A 20,596-nucleotide genomic window follows, 5' to 3' on the forward strand; every position below is an offset into this window, starting at 1 on the left:
TTGCCCCTAAAGATTTCTTCTATTATAATCTTGTTTTCTAATGGCTTCTAACACCTGTTGATGAATTGTCCCATTGGTGGCGAGAATTCCCCGATTATTACTGAGTTTGGCCCCCAGGGAAAAATCCAAACATTTCCCATCTAAATCGGTGACAATGCCTCCAGCTTCTTCAACAATAATTACCCCTGGGCCATGATCCCAAATATTTTCTTTTTTGTCTTTAAATTGAGGTAAAGGAATTCTTGTATAAAGATGAGCATCACCCCTAGCGATCGCCCCATATTTAGCCAAAGAATCCATCTGTTTTGCGGGAGATTTTAACCCTAAACACCGATCTAACGTCGTTTGGAAAGCGCGATCGCTATGCACAGATTCCACACTTTCAATCCGACATAATTCGCTCAAATTTGCGGAATTATCAACTTTGATGGCTTTGGGGGTTCCTCCCTTAAGGGGAATTTCGACAGATCCTTGACCCCGAATTGCCAAAAATATCAGCCCTGTTGTGCCATTTTCGAGGGGAAAGGCCGGACAGGCTAAAATCCCTAATTTAAGCTCTCCTTCCTCAACTAAAGCTAAGGCGATCGCATATTGATCTCCCCGAATAAAGCCTTTTGTGCCATCAATGGGATCTAATGTCCAATAACGGGGGGCCACCGTGCCATTCCCGTGATTAATCCAGTCAATCACATTTTGGGGGGAGGCAGTGGGCAAAATCTTTTGAACTTGCTGAATAATTTGAGTCCTGACCCCAACTAATTCCGGTTGTCCTAACATTGCCGCATCTTCTTCCCCAATCACAGGATCATCAGGAAAAGCCTCAGCTAAAGCTTGACAGATAACCGCTTGGGCCCCAAAATCAGCCACCGTCACCGGACTGGTATCCGCTTTATTTAAGGTTTGGGCCCCTTTCTCCCCTTGTACCCGTTGACAAAGCTGGGCCGCAGCAGTAACAGCAGCTAGAGCGACTTTTTTTTCTTCTGTATAGTTCATGTGTGTTTATTAAGTAATTAGGTAGCACAGCCTTCTAGGCTGTTGCTCAACCCGATATTAACTCAGTTGTTGACGTAATTTTTCCACCACCCGGTTTAAACCGACGGAATTTGAGGCCTTAAATAAAAGGCGATCGCCTGGTTTAATCACTTCCATTAACCGTTGTACCAAATCTTCCTGAGTAGGGATACATTCTACGATTTTATCTGTGACTCCCTCCGCTATGGCTTGAGCTTCTGGATCATCGACCAAAATATAAAGACGATCAATCCCTAAATTTTGAGCCGTTTCCCCCACTTGGCGGTGTAATTGAGGGGACTTGTCTCCTAATTCCTTCATAGTTCCCAAAACTGCAAGATGTCGCTGCCCTGGGGTATCTTTTAAGAGGTGTAGGGCCGCTTTCATGGACTCAAACCCCGCATTATAAGTTTCATCCAAGAGCAAGATATCATCCGGTAATTGATATTGTTGCGATCGCCCTTTCGGTAGTTCGACAGAAACCCCTTGAGTCAGGGGAGTCAAATCTAAGTTTAACTGCCTCACCACCGCCAAAGCAGCTAGATAATTTAAGGCATTGTGACGGCCTGGCAAGGGTAAAGGAAAATCTTGACCTTCCAGCCGTAATCTTTGATTATCAAGCAATTCTCCAGTAATATCACCCCCTTCCAACCCATAGGTTATGGTTTTACCTTGCCACCTTGTAGCTGCTGTTTCGATTAAACGCTTATTATCATAGTTAAGGATAGCGACCTGATCTTGAGCCATTTCAGCCAATAACTCACATTTTGCCTCAGCGATCGCCTGTTCTGATCCCAGTCTCCCAATATGGGCCGTTCCCACATTAGTAATGACTCCTAGGGTGGGACGGGCAATTTGAGTCAGTAAGGCAATTTCTCCAGGGGCCCGCATAGCCATTTCAATGACAGCATAATCATGGTTAGCTGTCAATTCTAATAGAGTTTTAGGAACCCCAATTTCATTATTGTAATTTGCCTGAGTTTTATGAACTTTTCCATAAACGCCCAAAACAGCCGAAATCAATTCTTTAGTAGTCGTTTTCCCCACTGATCCCGTGATGCCAATGATGGGAATTGTAAATTTATTTCGCCAAGCATTAGCAATTTTTTGATAAGTAATTAATGTATCTTTAACAATGATTTGTGGAATTTTCTTAACAGAATTTACGGAAATAACCCCGTCAACAATAACAGCGATTGCGCCTTTCTCAATGGCTGTTTCTACAAACAAATGCCCATCAAATTTCTCCCCTCTCAAAGCCAAAAACACTTCTCCTGGTTTGATTTCACGACTATCTGTATTAATTCCCTTGATGTCTTGATTTGGGAACTCCAGGGATAATTCTTGTGAGTTTTGACCAATAATATTGCAGATGTCACAGAGATTCATAAGATTTAACATAAGAGGAACACGGATGAAAAGGTAACAAATTTACTGAGAAAAAAAGATAGAAAACAGTGATCACGATCACATACAATTGGTGTTCTTTTCCGTTACTTTAAGGAATGTCATTATTGAGCAATGAGTGTTAATATGATTATGTCTGATTTTGAATTAGCATTCAGAGAGGTTAGCTGAGAGGTGATCAAGAATTTTTCCTGGAGAACTATCCCGAATAAAGACTCTTCAGATTATGATAATCTTGAGTGAGAGAAAACCAACTGTTAATCTGAACCAAACGGCTAAAAATGTGTGAGAAACTTCTACCATCATCAAAAAACTGGGCAATAAATTCACTCCTAATATAAACGGAATTTTACAGCCCCAGGTTGAATTTAATCAATTGAGAAGGGCTGACGGCAATGAACAATCTATCCCAAAATTACACTCGACAACAAGTCTCATTAGAAGAACAAGTTATCTACGACTACTTATTACAGCACGTAAGAACTGATTCTCCTGGTCAGTTGATAGAAGACTTCCGCTGCTTATTTGTGGAAGCCAGAGGTTTTCGGGAAGCACAATTGTATGCTGCTTTAGAAACCATTGCCAAGCGCAAGAACATTGAACATCAATTCAACTACTTTTTTAACCGTTGTTGCCACATTTTGATTAACTCTTGGCAGATGCAGCCCCAGTCTCAAGCTGCAATTCCTGAGTTAATTGCTCTATTTGAGCATTTAGCACCGCCTCGTAGTGGCTATAATAATACGGTCAATCGGGTTCGCTATCTGGTCACAAACTTTACTCAGTCCGATCAATATGTCAAATTACAACGACTAGCACGGGTAATTGATAACAAGCAAAACCCCCACAATGCTAACTCCATTGGCAATCTCATTGATCGCTATCCCTACCTGTACAATCATTGTTTACTGGGAGACGATAGTAGTCAAGAACACCAACAAACAGTTAGACAAATCAAATCTCAAACAGAACGGCGTTTTGAGGTCAATTTATCCCGTTATGTCACCTACAAAGTGCGACTAGCACAAATGGCCCACACTCCCCAAGCATCTCAAGAGGAAGGACGGATTATTCGTCCTGTCAAAAATCCTACCCTCTTAAAAGATAAAGAGTTAAACCATGCCTTAAAACACTTTGTCGGCACAGTGGATGGCGGTTATACCTATAAAAGTATGTCACAAAACTTTTTAAGTAATACTGTTCATACTCAAAGTTTTGGACGCTATAAAGATGACTTATATGAATATATTCTCAGTTCTTTGGACTCGAACTATACTAAAGGTCAATTTAACAAAAAACTCTATCAAATTTTACAAAATACTCTACCGGAATGTAATCAGCAGAAACCAAGCGAGTTTCTCATGTTACGCACTTCAAGTCAGTTGTTGAATTTCTTTGTTGTAGAAAGTTCTAAACAACCGGAACACTATGTTTTTGTGGATATGATTGCTAATTTAGGCGTTACTCAAACTATGGGAGTATTGCTCAAAGTTATTCTAATCTGTAATAAAGTAAAACCCTATTTAGAAAAACGCTTTTCTATCTTATTTAATCACTATGAATCTTTTGCGAGAGAAGGGGTTCCTTGGTTGGTTAAATCTTTAGAAAATCTTCAGTTAGCTTTTAGTGTCCATTTTGGCAAAGTAGATTTATCTTGCTTAAAACAAGTTAAGATGAGATAACCTCTTTGATAGTTTCTTATGTTTCAAGCCACGCGCCGCCGTTTAGCCTTATGGTACACTGCGGTAACGGCTATTTTGCTCCTTCTGTTTGCTACAGGGGTGTTTTTTTATGTTCGCAGTACCTTGGTGGAACGGGTTGATGATACCCTTAAGCACGTGGTAGAAGTGGTCAACCGATCTTTAGTCATTCAATCGGTTTCCTTGGCTGAGGGACGCTATAAAGTGAATGTAGAAGCGAGTTTTCGGGACAATACTGAGGGGGTGGAAGATGATCACATTGATCTTGAATGGTTTAACCCCCAAGGCCAATTAGTTTGGTCTACTTTTGCTGAGCCACCTTTGATCCCTATTCATCTTAACCGACGAGCAGAAACAGTGCATCTGGGGGGCGATCGCATTCTCAGACAAGTCACTCAAAGAATTAATTTTGATCGCTATATTTTGGGTTATTTAAGGGTTAGTCATCCTTGGTTTGAAGTTACAAAACCGATTCATCAATTGAGTATTGATCTGGCTTTTGGTACAATTATTACAATTATTATTGTAGGATTTATTGGTTGGTTATTATCAGGAATAGCTATTAAACCGATTCGAGAATCTTATCAAAGTTTAAAACAATTTACAGCAGATGCTTCCCATGAATTAAGAAATCCCATTGCGATAATTCAAACTAATGTACAAATGGCTTTAGCTTATCCAGAAGCCGATCCACAACTGCAACAAAGACAGTTAAAAGTAGTTGAAAGATTGACTCAAAGATTAGGGAATTTAGTCAACGATTTATTATTTTTAGCTCGCTCTGATAGTGGGATGTTAGAAATCCGTGAACAAGAAGTTCCCTTAGATGCTTTGTTAATTGAAGTGATAGAAGAACAAAGAACTTTTGCAGAACAAAAAGGAATTTTTTTGTCTTTACATATTGTGGAAGCTGAGAATAATTCTGAAGATAATTTTACCTTACAAGGAGATTGGGATCAATTAGCAAGATTGTTTACAAATTTAATTAGTAATGCTTTAGAACATAGTTTTTCCGAGGAAAATGAGGGAGAAACAGCATTAAAAGAAGCAGCAGTTGAGATAGAATTACAAAGAATTAAACGCGATCGCTTATCGCAGTTACAAGTTAGGGTTAAAGATACAGGACAAGGAGTTCCCGAAGCTGCCTTATCTCATTTATTTGATCGCTTTTATCGAGTTGATCCTTCCCGTAAAAGTTCTGGGGGGTCAGGGTTAGGCTTAGCGATCGCTAAGGCAATTATTGAAAATCATCAGGGACAAATTAAAGTAGAAAGTGTGTTAAAAGAAGGGACAATATTTACAGTAACTTTACCCTTATAAATGCTCAATGGATCAAAACATAGATCAATTTGACCCCCGCTACCTCGTTACCCTAGATGAAATTTACCATAGCCATTGGACGACCGAAAAAAAGCAACGGATCGCCTTTTTTCGGGAGGTAATTAAGTATTTTTGGCCCAAAGGACATCCTACCCAACTAATTCAAATTACGGGAACAAATGGCAAAGGATCAGTTGCCTATTATTTAGAACAAGGTTTCAAGTCTGTTAGTCGTAGCGGGTCTTGGACTGGCCCCCATGTTTTTGACTATGCAGAACGATTTCACATCAATGGTCAACAGGTTGCCCATGATGATATTGTGACAGCTTACAGGAAGATTCAAGAGCTTTATGGACAATTTTTAAAGGAAGGGTATGAACAGACTTCCCTAAGCTTTGCTGAAACAGGTATTTTGATGACTCTGCACCTATTTGAACAGTATGACGTTAAATGGGGCATCATGGAAGTTGGCTGCGGGGGACGCTATACACCTTTGATGGCCTTGGATATGGTTGCTTGTGTGTTGACGAATGTGGGTAACGATCATCCTCAGTCCTTGGGAACGGAACTATGGCAGCGAGCCATGGATAAAGCGGGTATTGCTCGTCCTGGGGTTCCTTTTTTTACGGCGGAAATGGATGCTGCTTTACCCTATGTGGTGAAAACGGCAGAAGCAGAAGGCGCAAATGTGATACAAATAGACCAAAAGGCAGTGGAAAAAATGCGAGAACTTCAACCAAATGCCCCTGAATTTAAGTTACGGAATTTAGCCCTTGCGAGTCAAGTAATTCGTTATTTTCATCCAGATCTTACGCTTGCTCATTTACTGGAATTTATGGTGTCTAAATTACCGGGCCGATTTGCTAATGTGGCTCCAAATGTGATTGTTGATGTGGCACATAATCCCGATAAAATTACTCGTTTAGCAGAGGAATTAAGTTATACTTATCCTAATCAAAAGTTTTGTTTTTTGCTTGGTTTAACACGGAGTAGAGATGTGCGTCAAGTCTTTGCATCTATTCTTAAACTAGCTAAAAGAATTGTGATTACTGGGGCTTCTTATGCTGGTCAAAATCCTGAAGATTTGGCAGAGCAATTAAGGCTAGATTTTCCTGATGTTTTGGTAGAAAATAATCCGGAAAAAGCCTATCAACAAGAATTTAAAAGGTTAGAAAAAGATGATATTTTGGTATTAACAGGCTCAGCTTATATGATTGATCAAGCGATTAATTCTAATCCTTATATTCGTCATCTTAATGCTACTTATGGCTGGCGTGTTAAGAATAATAGTAATGATTATTAATATTGTTAACTAAGTCCTCATGGTAGGGGTCAACGGCCGTTGACCCCTACTTAATTTAATGTTTTCCTATTGCTTTTCCTGCTAACCAAGAAGTTGTCCAGGCACTTTGAAAATTAAAGCCTCCGGTGACTCCATCAATGTCTAAAATTTCGCCAGCAAAGTATAAATTAGGACAGGGTTTGCTTTCCATTGTTTTAAAATCAATTTCTTTTAAATTAATACCGCCACAGGTAACAAATTCTTCTTTAAATACTCCTTTTCCTTTGATTTTATATTGTCCTTGGGCTAATTCTTGGGTTAATTGATTAATTTCTTTTTGAGATAATTCAGCCCATTTTTTAGATTCATTTATGTTTAAATAGTTGATGATTTTTTGCCAGAGTCTTTTCGGGATCTCAAAGGGACATAAATTAGTTATTAATTTACGAGTAAATTGAGATTTACTTTCTAATAAAATTTGTTTTATTTCTTCAGTATTTTGAGGATAAACCCAATTAATAGATAGGGACATTTGATAGGAATTATCGTGTAAAATTCTCGCTCCAAATGCCGATAATTTCAAAATAGCTGGGCCACTTAAACCCCAATGGGTTATTAAAACTGGCCCAATTTGTTGTAAAGGTTTTTTACCTGAATTTAAGAGACGAACCGCAGCATTTTCTACACTAACTCCGGCTAAACCTTGTAAGCGTGGATCGTTAATATTAAAGGTAAATAGAGAAGGGATAGGACGTTCAATGGTATGGCCTAAATCTTTGGCCCAACGATAGCCTAATGGGTTACTTCCGGTGGCAATTAAAAGGCGATCGCCTGATAAAATCTCTCCAGTTTTTAATTCTATTTCAAACCCATTATCAACTTTTTTAACAGATTTAACAGGGGTTTGAGTGCGTAATTTAACCCCTGCATTTAAGGCAGTATTAATTAAACAATTAACAATAGTTTCTGAATTATCAGTTATGGGAAACATTCGCCCATCAGATTCAGTTTTTAACTTAACCCCTTGAGACTCAAACCAAGCAACTGTATCCCTTGGTTGAAAGCGGGTAAATGCCCCTCTTAATGCCTTACTTCCTCTCGGATAATAATTAATTAATTGTACCGGATCAAAACAGTGGTGAGTAACATTACATCTACCTCCTCCAGAAATACGAACTTTGGCTAAAGGTTGACGACCTGCTTCTAATAAAATAACCTGTGTATTAGGATAGGTATTAGCGCAAGTTATGGCCGCAAAAAAACCAGCAGCACCCCCACCAATGACGATAACTGTTAATAATTGATTCATATTCATCTTTTAGGATCTACTACCTCTTTGTAACCATCTTCTAGTTTACTCGGAAGAAAGATAAATAATCGGCCTGAAGGAATACCTGTTAGATCAAGTGTTAAAATAGTCAAAACACATTGATAAACAAACATTTATGTTGTGGCAACCCCTAGAAGATTTACCCTCAAACTGGCAAGATTTGGCGAGTTCTGAGTTGCCACCTTTAGTAACTGTTTGGAACGAGCAAGCAGATCGTTTGCGTCAATCTGGTGAGTTCCAAACTTTCAACGAGAAGCTACGCAGAGAAATAGCCATTGAAACGGGAATAATTGAGCGTTTGTACACAATAGATCGGGGCATCACTCGTTTGCTAATTGAACAAGGAATTAATGAGGCGTTAATTCCTCATGGAGCGACTGATCGTCCAGTCAAACAGGTAGTTTCTCTCATTAAAGATCAAGAGGCTGCAATTGAAGGATTGTTTGATTTTGTCGGTGGGCAAAGAACACTATCAAATTCCTATATCAAACAGTTACATCAACTTTTAACTCAAAGTCAAGACAGTACAGAAGCTCTAGATCCACTTACAGGAAAAATATTTCGTGTTTCTTTAATAAAAGGTGACTGGAAACGTCAACCGAACAATCCTCTGCGAGCAGACGGTTCTGTTCATGAGTATTGTCCTCCTGAACAGGTTGCGTCTGAGATGGATAGATTGATTGTGTTACACCATCAACATCGTGATCAAAAAGTTCCTCCTGAGATTGAATCCGCATGGTTACATCACCGATTTACACAAATTCACCCATTCCAGGACGGAAATGGTCGTGTTGCCCGTTGTTTAGCCAGTTTAGTGTTTATTCAAGCTAGTTGGTTTCCTTTGGTTCTCACTCGTGATGATCGAGCAGTCTACATCGCGGCTTTGGAAGGGGCAGATCAGGGCAATTTATCTAGTCTAATTAATCTCTTTGCTAAGAGTCAAAAGCAAGCTTTCTTAAGAAGTCTCGGTTTGTCAGAGCAAGTATTATCAGAAAGAAGAAGAACTGACTTTATGATTTCTTCTATCGCTGAAAAACTAAAACAAAATCAATCAGCTTCTATTCAGGAAAAATGCAGAAAAGTTGAGAACTTTTCCTCAAGTTTATTTGATATCGCATCTGGTCGCTTACAAGATATTGCTGATGAAATTAAACTATCTGTTCAGAATTTTATCAGTGATGCAGAAGTTTTTACGATTGCTGCTTCTGTTGGCGACCGTTCATACTACCATCGCTATCAAGTAGTAGAAACGGCAAAACAATTGGGATACTTTGCCAATACTCGTAACTATCACAGTTGGATTCAATTAGTTATTAATGTACAAACATCTACAACCCTTCTTCTTTCATTCCATGTTTTTGGACATGAATATAGGGGATTACTGGTATGTACTGCTTGCGCCTACCATAGAGATGATTCTGAGGAGGGTGAGCGCAATATTAGTGATATTCAGTCTTTGACAGATTCTCCATTCCAGTTTTCTTATGCAGATGAAGAAGATAACTTAATAGAACGTTTCAAGCAATGGTTAGAAAATGTCATTTTGACTGGTTTAGATTACTGGAATAAAAGCATTTAACTATCACTGCATTCGATCAATAGTTCTATATTGAATCGCCTCAGCAACATGATAATTTTTTACTGTTTCATCATTAGCTAAATCAGCAATAGTACGAGATACTTTTAAAATTCGATCCATGGCCCTTGCTGATAATCCTAACTTACGAATTGCCCCTTCTAATAAGTTACGACTCGCCTCATCTAATTGACAGAAATTGCGTAAATGGATGGTTTGCATTTGAGCATTACAAGACACAGATTTATCTTTTTTAAAGCGATTTTGAGCGAGATCGCGTGCCAGTTTTACTCGTTCCCTGATGGTTTTAGAATCTTCTCCCGTTCCTTGACGGGTCATTTCTTCGGGTTTGAGGCGATTTACAGCCACTTGTAGGTCAATTCTATCCATTAAGGGCCCTGATAATTTAGCCCAATATTGTTCTCGTTGACGGGGGGAACAGGTACAAGCTTGAATCGGATCGCCGAAATAACCGCAGGGACAGGGATTTGTGCTTGCGATCAGGGTAAATTGAGCGGGAAAGGTAACAGACTGACGGGTACGAGAAATGGAGACATAGCCATCTTCTAAGGGTTGGCGTAAGAATTCTAAAACATTGCGCTTAAATTCAGTTAATTCGTCTAAAAATAAGATGCCATGATGAGATAAAGAGATTTCACCAGGCCGAGGAAAACTCCCACCCCCAACCAAACTAGGCCCAGATGCGGAATGGTGGGGACTGCGAAAGGGGCGATCTTGGATCAGAGAACCCCTATTTTTGAGTAATCCGGCGACAGAGTGAATTTGAGAGACTTCTAAGGCTTCTGAGAAGGATAAGGGCGGTAAAATGCCTGGTAAACGCTTGGCTAACATGGTTTTACCGCTACCTGGGGGGCCAACAAAGATTAAATTGTGTCCTCCTGCGGCCGCTATTTCTAAGGCGCGACGGGCATGGGTTTGGCCTTTGACATCTTTTAAGTCTAGACAGGAAACAGGCGATCGCTCAACATTTTGGGTAGGTTGAAAGGTTACAGGTTGATGGTTTTGGGGTTGACAGAGGAAGTCAGCGACATCTGAGAGGTGTTTGAAGCCGTAAACCGCTAAATTTTTGACCACAGAGGCTTCTTGGGCATTATCGGCGGGAACCACTAACCCTGTGATTCCCAGGCTTTGGGCGGCAGCAGCGATGGGTAAAACGCCAGCAACGGGGCGCAAACTGCCATCAAGGGATAATTCCCCTAAAAATAGATAATCCCCCAATAAATGGGCATCAATTTGTTCTGAGGCGGCTAATATTCCCACACTAATTGGTAAATCAAAATAGGGGCCTTCTTTACGCAGATCTGCGGGGGCTAAATTAATAATTATTTTACGCACGGGAAAGGCAAAACCTGAATTTTTTAAGGCTGCTTTCACTCTTTCCCTAGATTCTTGTACAGCCGTATCAGGAAGTCCTACAATTGTAATGGCAGGAAGTCCCCCGGAAACATCAACTTCTACCCCCACTTTTACCGCATCAATGCCTACTAATGAAGCACTCCAAACCCTCGCTAACATGGTTTTTTCCTATTGGTCTATTGTTTGCGTTAGGTTTAGTATTCCCGTGAACTGCAAAAAAATCACTGTATCATTAAATTATTTAATAAATAGTTAGGTTAAAAATTTTCAAATTGCCCAGGTAAATCTAAAGCAATTAATAAGGCCCGATTTAACTCTTGTATTTGTGGCTCAGAAAGTTGACCTCGTAAACGTAACAAGCGAGTTTTTGATAATACTCTTATTTGATCAGTCATAGCGATAGAATCTTTAGTCAGTCCTCCGCTTGGGCTTTGAATTAATACTTGAGTTGAATAAATTCGCTTTTGGGATTGATAAGTTGTGCAAGGAACAACTAAAACGACTGGACTATAAGCATTAATTGCATCTCGACTAACAATAATAACTGGACGGGTTCCGCCTTGCTCAGAACCTTCAACGGGATCAAGACGAGCATCATAAACTTCTCCCCGTTTCATTCTTGAGATTCCCCTAACTCAAAAGCCTCCCAACTGGCAGACGAAAATTCAGCATCCATTCTTAACACTTCTGTCTGATAGTCGGGATCTTGTGCCATTTCTGCTAATTCTGCGTCAATTTCTGCCCTTTGTAGGGCTTCAAGTTCATGCTGTATTGCTTGTGTAATTAGTTCATTGCGACTTTTCGCTTTTCCTTGCTTTACTGCTCGATCAGTGGCTGCTAAAAGAATGGTAGGTAAGCTTAAAGTAGTACGAGTTATCGGTTGTGTCATCATTTGATGTCTAATTGATGCTGGTTATGACATCAAATATAGCATCAATTTGTTCTGAGGCGGCTAATATTCCCACACTGATAGGTAAATCAAAATAGGGGCCTTCTTTACGCAGATCGGCGGGGGCTAAATTAATAATTATTTTACGCACGGGAAAGGCAAAACCTGAATTTTTCAAGGCTGCTTTCACTCTTTCCCTAGATTCTTGTACAGCAGTATCAGGAAGACCAACAATTGTGATGGCAGGAAGTCCCCCTGAAACATCAACTTCTACCCCAACCTTTACCGCATCAATGCCTACTAATGAAGCACTCCAAACCCTCGCTAACATAGTTATTTCCTATTACTTGATTTCTTGCGCTAGGTTTAGTATTCCCATTTATGGGGGAAGGTTTAGCGATCGCCTATCAACTTCATGAAAATTTTATCAATCTTAGTCACGGAATGCAGGTTGTTAGTTTTTGCAGAGTTTTGGGAATACTCATTATTAGATAGCTGTGCCGTTAACAAGGTTATTGAGGAGTGTCAGACTATCGCCTTTTTTTTCATCCCTTAACTTATCCATAAAAATGACTCAAGAGGAACCCAAAAATGTTGAATAAAATTTTCAATTTGTTTTCAGAAGATAGCCAAGATGATCAGGCAGCGATTGATGCTAATAAACTTAGAAAAAACATTAAAGATATTCAGCCAGGTTATCGCTTAGCGAATAAGTATGAAGTCACCAAGATCTTAGGAGAAGGAGGATTTGGTGCAACATTTTTAGTCAGGAGTTTAATGACAGCAGTGCCTGTTATTTATGTTGCTAAACTTCAAAAATTGGGAGAAGATGAATCCAGAAATTTAGACTTGTTAGAAAGATTTAAAAAAGAAGCACAGGTCCTACAACTATTAGGGGTTTCTCATGGACAAATACCCTCTTTAATTGATTTCTTTGATTTTGAAGGCAATTTTTATTTAATTCAAGAATTTATCCAAGGTAATACTTTAATGGATGAACTTCTTAAATATCTTAAACAAGGGTATGTTATGGCAGATAAACGGGCTATTGAGCTTATGCTATCTTTACTAGAAGTTTTAGAAACAGTTCATCGGCAAAAAATTATCCATCGGGATATTAAACCTGACAATATTATTTTACGTCAAGGAGACGGTAAACCTGTTTTGATTGACTTTGGTATTATTAAAGATGTAGCGACCTCTGATTTAGGAAAAACAGGTACAATTATCGGGACTCCTGGCTATTGTCCTATTGAACAACAAGTTGGTAAAACCTTCTTTCAAAGTGATTTATATGCCGTAGGAATGACGATGTTATTTTTAATAACAGGTGTTCCTCCCCATAAATTTGAAATAACTGAAAATTATGAATTAGATTTAACGCAAGTAGAGGATATGATTTCTACTCCTCTGTTATCTTGGTTAAAAGAAGCAACATCTGTTTTACCTCAAAATCGTTTTGCTTCAGCAGAAGAAATGAGAGAAGCACTTTTACATATTTATAATCTCGATTATGTAGTTCAAGGAATGGCTTTAGCGCGGGAAGAAAATCAAGAAGAACTGAGGGCATTACATGATGAAATTGATAGCTTAAAACAGGAACTAAGTCAATCAAAACAACAGGAAATGAAATCAATTAAGCACAAAACTATTCAGATAGAAGAGTTTAATCAGACACCTTCTGAAATGCCACAAATTCCTTCTAATCTTGAAGAAATTATCACCACTCAGATAGAAATTAATGGATTTAATGCCATTAAACGACTATTTAAGCGTCATGACTTAGCTAGTGATCGCCTACAAATGAAAGATACCCCTGATTATTGTGGGATTAATATTGATGGAGATGAAGCTAAAACCCTAATCAAATTGTATTTTAATGATGAAAATAATTTGATTTTTTCTCTCGTGTCATCCAATGGAGAAGAATCACAGTTTCCCATTAATAGTATTCGGGGAATTTCGAGCAAAAAAGAGCTAATTATTTCTCGTGCTAAAGAATTAATGGAAGAACCAGATAATCCTAATTCTCACCCTTCACATAATCCGATTTCATCTGCTGATTATGATTACTCAATTAACAACCCTTTTCCTTCAGATAAAACCATTGAGGAACTTGTCAAACAAGGATATATCGGGGTTGATTATGAATTAGTTATTGATAATGCTTTTGTGGTAGCTGCTAACCATAAATTTAAAGAACAAATCAAATGGGTAAGAACTCAAGCTGATCAAGATGGGGATGTTGCTTTGATGACAAATGATACAGAAGCTTTTGATCAACTTTTGGACTTTATGTTAGACAAATTTGGTTGGTGTCCCCAAGTTTATTCTAATCAAAATCCGCAAGAAATTTACATTTTTACCCCTAAAAATGAACAAGAAGAACAGGCAATTTATTTGGCAACAGCAGGAGAATATGGATGGAAAGGATCACTGTATAGTTTACATTATTATGAAGCTTATCGTCATGAATTTTGTCTGATTTTTGCAACTCAACCGAAAGATTCCCAAAAACAAGAATGGTTGTTAGTTAAAGTGAATACCAAAAAACAACAAATTTCTTGGAGTGTTCATTATGAATCTTTGGAAAAAGTTTATTATCTTTGGGCAGAAAAAATCAAAATTCCTCAACCCAACTTTAAACCCAGTGCTGATGAACTTATTGATGCTATAAAAAGTAAATTCCATGCAGTTTAATTAGTTAGTTTCTAACCTTGGATTTTAGAAACTCGACAAAAAAGCGATCGCCTCTTACAAAACCAGCGATCGCTTCAAACTTTAAAGTTCTATTTCCGATGAAAAAGAAGGGTTATTTACTCTGATAATATTGTTTGAAACTCTGATATTTTGTTTCAGGATGATAAAGATGACATTGGGTCGTAATCTCATCCATTAACTGCCAAGAAAAGCGCAGTTCACACAAATATTGTCCCCAATTTTCTTTTAAACTTTGATGAGCCATCCGTAAATTATAGCTCGGAATTCCTGTCGAAATATGATGAGGAATATGTACATTAATATCGTGACAGAGAATTTCTACCCAACGGGGATAATCACAATGGACTGTACCACATAACTGTGCTTGCGCCTCATTCCATTCCGCCTCTTTTATAAAGGGAATACTAGGAACAGTATGGTGAACTAAAGTAAAGGTACTCATCCAAAAATGAAACACTAACCAAGGTAACAACCAAAACTTAACAACTCCCCAGACTCCTAGAGTAGCAAAAGCAATGGGAAAAGCAATGGCAGCAGGGATAAGAACCACTAAAGCAGAAAAGCGAATTTGTTCCCGTTCTTTGCCTTCAAACTTTGTCCAGTCAAAGTGAATTTTTCCCCAATGGACTACAGAAGCAAACCACCAAAACCGTCCTCGTAAACGCTGATATCCCCACTTTTCAAAAGAAGAAAAGCTTTCATAAAATTCTGGAGTAAACGGGTCCCAGGCGTTATCAACATCAAGTTTATTGGTATGTTTATGATGATAATTGTGGAGAATGCGCCAACCATGAAAAGGATAAATTAGGGGCAAAAAAACCGCATGACCAACTAAATCATTCACCCAGGTTTTATTAGAAAAGGAACGATGACCACAGTCATGACCAATCACAAAAAAACCCGTCATGGCAGTTCCTGTAAACCCCCAGGCAATGGGTAATAAATACCAAGGAGAAACGGCGATGGCAGCCCATCCTAATGCTACCATTGACACAGTAAGAACAACTTTAAACCAAGCTTTACGAGGATTTTTGACAAAAACCTCAGCAGGTAACGTATTAAGAATATCTCGCAACCGAATATTTTCATCCAGTTGGGGAGAGACTGACGGTTGAGACTGAGTAAGCAATGTTGTCATGAAAAACTGATGATAGTAAACGAATGAATTTGGAGTAACTAAGGGAAAATTGGCCCGTACAAACTTTTGAAGCCATCTAGGAGCAACAATCATGGCCCCATCAAGGCTAAAATTCCTCATTACTGCGTCTTAATAGTTATATCACAATCTCAGGACAACCTTTCCCACTTCACGAAGCTTGTGGTCTAATGGAAAGAATAATTTCTCAATCAATAAATCCCATAAATAAGCTAGAAGCACGATGATTATCTCAATTACTGCCTTAAAAGGGGGAGTGGGTAAAACCACCACCTCAATTCATCTGGCGGCCTATTTACAACAAAAGGCCCCCACCTTGCTGATCGATGCCGATCGCAATCGTTCTGCGTTAATTTGGTCAAGAGAAGATAAACTACCCTTTTATGTTGCGTCTCAGGCCGGGTCAACTAATTTAATTCGTCAATATCCCCATATTATTGTGGATACCAGGGCCAGACCAGAACCCGAAGAATTTAAGGATCTCGCTGATGGTAGTGACTTATTAATTATTCCTACAACCCCTAATCATTTAGATTTAGATGCAACGTTTAAAGCTGTTGAACAATTACAAAACCTCAATGCTAATTATAAAATTCTCTTGACTAAAGTAGATGCCCGTACCAAAAATGGTAAAGAAGCAAAACAAAGGTTAAAAGAAGCAAAAATCCCTCTGTTTAAAACAGAAATTCCTTTATTAGTTGCCTTTGAAAGAGCATCCCAACGGGGGGTAATTATTAAAGATTATCCTGATCCTCGTTCTAAATTCGCTTGGTCAGCTTATGAAGCCGTTGGGCGAGAAATTTTACCCTAATCATTTATTAATATAAATCAGTCTTATGAAAGGTTAGAAATTGTGTGGCTTCTTTTACTGGAAGGGGATGACTAAAACGATAGCCTTGCATAGCTTCACAATGCAAATTATGTAAAGCATCCAGTTGTTGTCGGGTTTCTACTCCCTCAGCAACTACCCTCATTTTAAAACTTTCTCCTAAAGCAATTAAGGCAGAAACCAGAGCCGTATTTTCTGAAGTTTCGGCAATATTTTTGATGACAGAAACATCAAGCTTTATCTTATCAAAAGGCATTTGATGTAAATGACTAACTGCTGTATATCCGATTCCGAAATCATCCAAACAGAGAGAGACTCCTAATTTTTTTATATCCATTAAAGTCTGATAAGCTAATTTTGAATTTTTTAAAATGCTGGATTCCGTGATGTCTAATTCTAAGCAGTTTGGGGTTAGTCCCGTCGTAGTTAAAATTTCATCGATTAGATCAACCAATTGGGGATGATACAATTGGTATAAGGAAAGATTAACTGAAACTAAAACTGAGGGTAATTTTTGATTTTGCCAAGCTTTATTTTGTTGACAAGCAGTCTCTAAAATCCAACGGGTTAAAGGAATAATTAGTTCTGTTTTATCTGCCCAAGGCAAAAATTGCTGAGGAGAAATCAAGCCATATTTGGGATGATTCCAGCGAATCAAAGCTTCCATCCCTTCGACTTTTTCTGTGATAATATTTAATTGGGGTTGATAGTATAAGATAAGCTCTTTTGCCCTTAAAGCTTGACAAAGTCTGTCTTCAATTTGAGATAATTCAGGAGAAGATAGGGACGAATTTTGACTGGGAAGATTTTGCACTTCCAATTGTTTATTATAACTGAGTTGGGTTTCGGCATAATTTAAAATTTCTTTAGGATTTTTCCCATCTTTAGGATAAAGAGCAACCCCTAAATGGGTTGTCAAAGATTGAGATTGTTTCTGCACATCAAAAGGGTATTTTAATTCTTTGATAATTCTTTGTGTAATTTTATATAAATTCTCTAGCTCTTTAATATGGGGTACAAGAATGGCAAATTCATCTCCTCCCCAACGTGCCACAATATCTCCTGTTCGCAAACAATTTTTTAACCTTTGAGCGATTGCTATCAGAATCTGATCCCCCATAGTGTAACCAAAGGCATCATTAACTTGACTAAAATGTTCGATATCAATTAGTAAAATAGCGACACAGTTTTGATGACGTTGGGCATTAGTTATGGCAATAGATAGATATTCATTAAATAGGATACGATTCGGTAATTCTGTGACGGGATCGAGGTAAGATTCCTCTTGAAATGTATCATCATTTCCCCCATTTTTAAGACTAGAACTCTCCAAAATAAAGGTAGATTGTTGTTGGGGATCATTTAAAGATAACTGAGGTAAGTTAGGCTTTAGTTTTACCACAGCCTTCTGATCGGGTAATTTAGAATCTGGAGCTATAAAACTTTCAGAAATGGTTGCCGTTGAAACAAGGTGATAACTAGCATTTACTTCACAACCAAAATTAATTAAATCCCCGTCTTTGAGTTCATGAAGTAAACATTTTTGTCCATTAATAAAAATTCCATTTTGACTTTTATTGCCGTCTAAATCCCCATCTAGAATCCAAAAAGAGTCCTGATTAGTTTTTCGATTAAATTTTCGGATTAAGGTGGCGTGTCTCCGAGAAACTTGACGAGAATGAATCACAATAGAATTACCAGAATGACGACCTAAATAGTATTTAGATTCTTCTAAAGGGATAGTTCGGCGAGAATGACTATCTTCTAAGACAAGGATATAATTACTATTCGGGGTTTTCTTGGAGTAATTCATGGCTAAAGTATCCTTTAATTGATTGAATTATAACCTTTTTTGTTATCTCTTTCAATTAAATTAATCTTTCTTTAAATTTGGCTCAAAAATTCCGTTGCATCCTCTGGTTTGAGGGGACGACTAAACCAGAAGCCTTGAATTTCTTCACAATTTAGTCTTTGTAAAAATTCTAGTTGTTGTAAGGTTTCTACCCCTTCAGCAACTACCCTTAAATCAAAGCTTTTTCCTAAAGCAATAATTGCCGAAACAATCGCTGTATTCTGAGGCTTATCTTGTAAGGTTTGGATAAAAGATTGATCGATTTTTAATGTTGTCACAGGAAATTTTTGTAAATAACTCAAAGAAGAATAACCTGTTCCAAAATCGTCTAAAGAAATTTGTACACCCAAGGCCCGTAACTTCTGCAAAGCTTCCTGAGAAAAGTCAAGATTTTGCATAATTGCTGTCTCGGTAATTTCTAAGTCTAAGAGATGAGGATCTAACCCGGTTTCTTCTAATACCTGACTAACCATTTCTACTAAATTTGGTTGTTGAAATTGTTTCGCGGAAAGATTCACGGCAATGGGAACCGCAGGTAAACCTGCTTTTTGCCAAGTTTTATTCTGTTGACAAGCAGTTTTTAAGACCCATAAACTAAGGGGAACAATGAGATCAGTTTTTTCTGCTAGGGGAATTAATTTCACGGGAGAAACATGACCTAATTCGGGATGATACCACCGTAAAAGAGCTTCCATTCCGCTAATTTTATTGCCCTTTAATTTTAATTGAGGTTGATAATTTAAGCAAAATGCTTCTTCTTCTAACGCTTGATATAAAAGGTTTTCTAATTTTAATAAAAGAGAAGCTTTTGAGGTCATGGTTGAACTGTAGAAACGATAATGATTTCGTCCCCGTTCTTTTGCCCGATAAAGGGCAGCATCCGCATTTTTTAATAAAGTTTCTGCATCGGTTCCATCTTGAGGATAAATAGCAATACCAATACTGGTTTTAACATAGAGTTGATGACCAGAAATTTCAAAAGGTTGTTTCAGTTCATCAAGAATACGCTGGGCCAAATTTACCGTATCTTCTGGACTATGAATTTGAGGAAGTAATAACGTAAATTCATCTCCTCCCCAACGAGAGACTAGATCATTGTTTCGGACGCAAGAATTAAGTCGTTTAGCAAAGTTTTTTAACAATTGATCGCCAAATCCATGACCCAAAGTATCATTAATATTTTTAAAACAATCTAAGTCTAAAAAAAGCACTCCCATTAGATGATTTTCTTGTTTGGCTTTAATTAAAGCGATCTCTAATTTTTCATCGAAATAAGTTCGATTTGGCAAATCAGTCAAAGTATCATAAAATGCCCGATATTTTAACTTTTTTTCCGCTTGTTTTCTAGCAGTAACATCAAATAAATAACTTCTAATTACTTGATGATCTGAAAGATAATGAACATATTGTTCAAAAATCTCTGAATCGACCGGAACTTCTCGCAATAATAAATTTCCTTGAATATTCTGAACTTCTGACAGTAATCCTGCCAAAACTGGATGTTTTAATTTTTCTTCTTCAATGGTGGAAAACTTAATACTAGCGGCTGGATTTAGATAAGTTAAATTACCGGCAAAATCAATTTCTACAATGGGATTTGGACTTAACTCAGGAAAGGATGCTAATCTCACCAAATCATCCCGATTGCGTTCTTGAAGATCCTCCTCACTAATCAATGTTGACTTACTATTATCCTCATTAATCATGGTTTCAACAATTTTATCTTCCGTCAATTGTTGAGGATCAAGAGGATTAAATAAATCAATTTCTAAGGCAGTAGAAATAATATAATAACTTGCCTTGGCCTTTGGCCCAAAGATAACCACATCACCATGTTTAAGATTATGGGACTCATTCAGTTTCCCATTAATTAGTAACCCATTGGTGCTACGATTACCTTCTAAATCTCCATCAATAATACGATAGGAATAGTGATCGAGTCGAGGAGTCGGTTTAATGCGTACCAATGTAGCATGATGACGGGAAACAACCCGTTCATAAATCACAATGTCATTATTAGACTCTCGGCCGACGGTATAAGTCGATTCTTCAAGGGCAATAATACGTCTCGCTTTTTGATCCTCAATGACCAAAATATGGCGAAAGGATGATAAAGTGTCCATCACAGATCCACAAACAAAGGCTA

Annotated in this window: 15 protein-coding genes and 1 pseudogene; 6 read left to right on the top strand and 10 right to left on the bottom strand. The window is 38.1% G+C overall.

All coding sequences use genetic code 11. From position 1 onward, the window contains the following. Nucleotides 1-6 precede the first annotated feature (6 nt). Both VB691_RS16420 and VB691_RS16425 read right to left on the bottom strand, forming a co-directional pair. A complete protein-coding gene (locus VB691_RS16420) occupies nucleotides 7-993 on the bottom strand; it encodes a 3'(2'),5'-bisphosphate nucleotidase (protein ID WP_323292590.1) in 987 nt (328 codons plus the stop codon). Between the two features lie 57 nt (nucleotides 994-1,050). After that, complete coding sequence (locus VB691_RS16425; protein ID WP_323292591.1) at nucleotides 1,051-2,400, bottom strand: UDP-N-acetylmuramoyl-tripeptide--D-alanyl-D-alanine ligase; 1,350 nt, start codon at nucleotides 2,398-2,400, stop codon at nucleotides 1,051-1,053. Nucleotides 2,401-2,813: 413 nt separating this feature from the next. Between VB691_RS16425 and VB691_RS16430 the strand changes: the two genes are divergently transcribed. The 3 genes from VB691_RS16430 to VB691_RS16440 are packed head-to-tail and all read left to right on the top strand — an operon-like array spanning nucleotide 2,814 to nucleotide 6,741. Then, nucleotides 2,814-4,100: a hypothetical protein gene (locus VB691_RS16430; RefSeq protein ID WP_323292592.1), complete on the top strand. Its 1,287-nt coding sequence runs from the start codon at nucleotides 2,814-2,816 to the stop codon at nucleotides 4,098-4,100. A gap of 18 nt (nucleotides 4,101-4,118) precedes the next feature. Then, the gene (locus VB691_RS16435) at nucleotides 4,119-5,438 is read left to right on the top strand and encodes a HAMP domain-containing sensor histidine kinase (RefSeq protein ID WP_323292593.1); all 1,320 of its coding nucleotides are present in this window, start codon (nucleotides 4,119-4,121) and stop codon (nucleotides 5,436-5,438) included. 7 nt (nucleotides 5,439-5,445) lie between these two features. Beyond that, on the top strand, nucleotides 5,446-6,741 hold the full coding sequence (locus VB691_RS16440) for a bifunctional folylpolyglutamate synthase/dihydrofolate synthase (RefSeq protein WP_323292594.1): 1,296 nt from the start codon (nucleotides 5,446-5,448) through the stop codon (nucleotides 6,739-6,741). A gap of 55 nt (nucleotides 6,742-6,796) precedes the next feature. On the opposite strand, the gene VB691_RS16445 is transcribed toward VB691_RS16440, so the two are convergent. Then, entirely contained in the window at nucleotides 6,797-8,029 is a 1,233-nt protein-coding gene (locus VB691_RS16445; protein ID WP_416245223.1) for an NAD(P)/FAD-dependent oxidoreductase, read from the bottom strand. 136 nt (nucleotides 8,030-8,165) lie between these two features. Here VB691_RS16445 and VB691_RS16450 point away from each other — a divergent pair, with 136 nt between their 5' ends. Next, entirely contained in the window at nucleotides 8,166-9,629 is a 1,464-nt protein-coding gene (locus tag VB691_RS16450; protein ID WP_323292596.1) for a Fic family protein, read from the top strand. A 3-nt stretch (nucleotides 9,630-9,632) separates the two neighbouring features. On the opposite strand, the gene VB691_RS16455 is transcribed toward VB691_RS16450, so the two are convergent. The 4 genes and pseudogenes from VB691_RS16455 to VB691_RS16470 all read right to left on the bottom strand — a co-directional run. Next, nucleotides 9,633-11,162: a YifB family Mg chelatase-like AAA ATPase gene (locus VB691_RS16455; RefSeq protein ID WP_323292597.1), complete on the bottom strand. Its 1,530-nt coding sequence runs from the start codon at nucleotides 11,160-11,162 to the stop codon at nucleotides 9,633-9,635. A 98-nt stretch (nucleotides 11,163-11,260) separates the two neighbouring features. After that, nucleotides 11,261-11,620 (bottom strand): type II toxin-antitoxin system PemK/MazF family toxin, encoded by a 360-nt coding sequence (locus VB691_RS16460; protein WP_323292598.1) that lies wholly within the window; start codon nucleotides 11,618-11,620, stop codon nucleotides 11,261-11,263. Beyond that, entirely contained in the window at nucleotides 11,617-11,895 is a 279-nt protein-coding gene (locus tag VB691_RS16465; RefSeq protein ID WP_323292599.1) for a ribbon-helix-helix domain-containing protein, read from the bottom strand. Before VB691_RS16465 ends, VB691_RS16460 begins: the two co-directional genes overlap by 4 nt. A gap of 37 nt (nucleotides 11,896-11,932) precedes the next feature. After that, nucleotides 11,933-12,223 (bottom strand): annotated as a pseudogene (locus VB691_RS16470) (magnesium chelatase domain-containing protein); the annotation flags it as partial. Nucleotides 12,224-12,483: 260 nt separating this feature from the next. On the opposite strand from VB691_RS16470, the gene VB691_RS16475 reads away from it, so the two are divergent. After that, nucleotides 12,484-14,592: a protein kinase domain-containing protein gene (locus VB691_RS16475; protein WP_323292600.1), complete on the top strand. Its 2,109-nt coding sequence runs from the start codon at nucleotides 12,484-12,486 to the stop codon at nucleotides 14,590-14,592. A 112-nt stretch (nucleotides 14,593-14,704) separates the two neighbouring features. Here VB691_RS16475 and VB691_RS16480 read toward each other — a convergent pair whose 3' ends face one another. After that, entirely contained in the window at nucleotides 14,705-15,751 is a 1,047-nt protein-coding gene (locus VB691_RS16480; protein ID WP_323292601.1) for a fatty acid desaturase, read from the bottom strand. 241 nt (nucleotides 15,752-15,992) lie between these two features. On the opposite strand from VB691_RS16480, the gene VB691_RS16485 reads away from it, so the two are divergent. Then, nucleotides 15,993-16,580 carry a ParA family protein gene (locus VB691_RS16485; RefSeq protein WP_323292602.1) on the top strand — a complete coding sequence of 196 codons (588 nt, stop codon included), beginning with the start codon at nucleotides 15,993-15,995 and terminating at the stop codon, nucleotides 16,578-16,580. Between the two features lie 7 nt (nucleotides 16,581-16,587). Here VB691_RS16485 and VB691_RS16490 read toward each other — a convergent pair whose 3' ends face one another. Both VB691_RS16490 and VB691_RS16495 read right to left on the bottom strand, forming a co-directional pair. Next, nucleotides 16,588-18,411: an EAL domain-containing protein gene (locus VB691_RS16490; RefSeq protein WP_323292603.1), complete on the bottom strand. Its 1,824-nt coding sequence runs from the start codon at nucleotides 18,409-18,411 to the stop codon at nucleotides 16,588-16,590. Nucleotides 18,412-18,482: 71 nt separating this feature from the next. Next, nucleotides 18,483-20,573 (bottom strand): EAL domain-containing protein, encoded by a 2,091-nt coding sequence (locus VB691_RS16495; protein ID WP_323292604.1) that lies wholly within the window; start codon nucleotides 20,571-20,573, stop codon nucleotides 18,483-18,485. Nucleotides 20,574-20,596: the final 23 nt, after the last annotated feature.

Origin of the sequence: Crocosphaera sp. XPORK-15E (assembly GCF_034931425.1) — a bacterium.
Lineage (GTDB): Bacteria > Cyanobacteriota > Cyanobacteriia > Cyanobacteriales > Microcystaceae > UHCC-0190.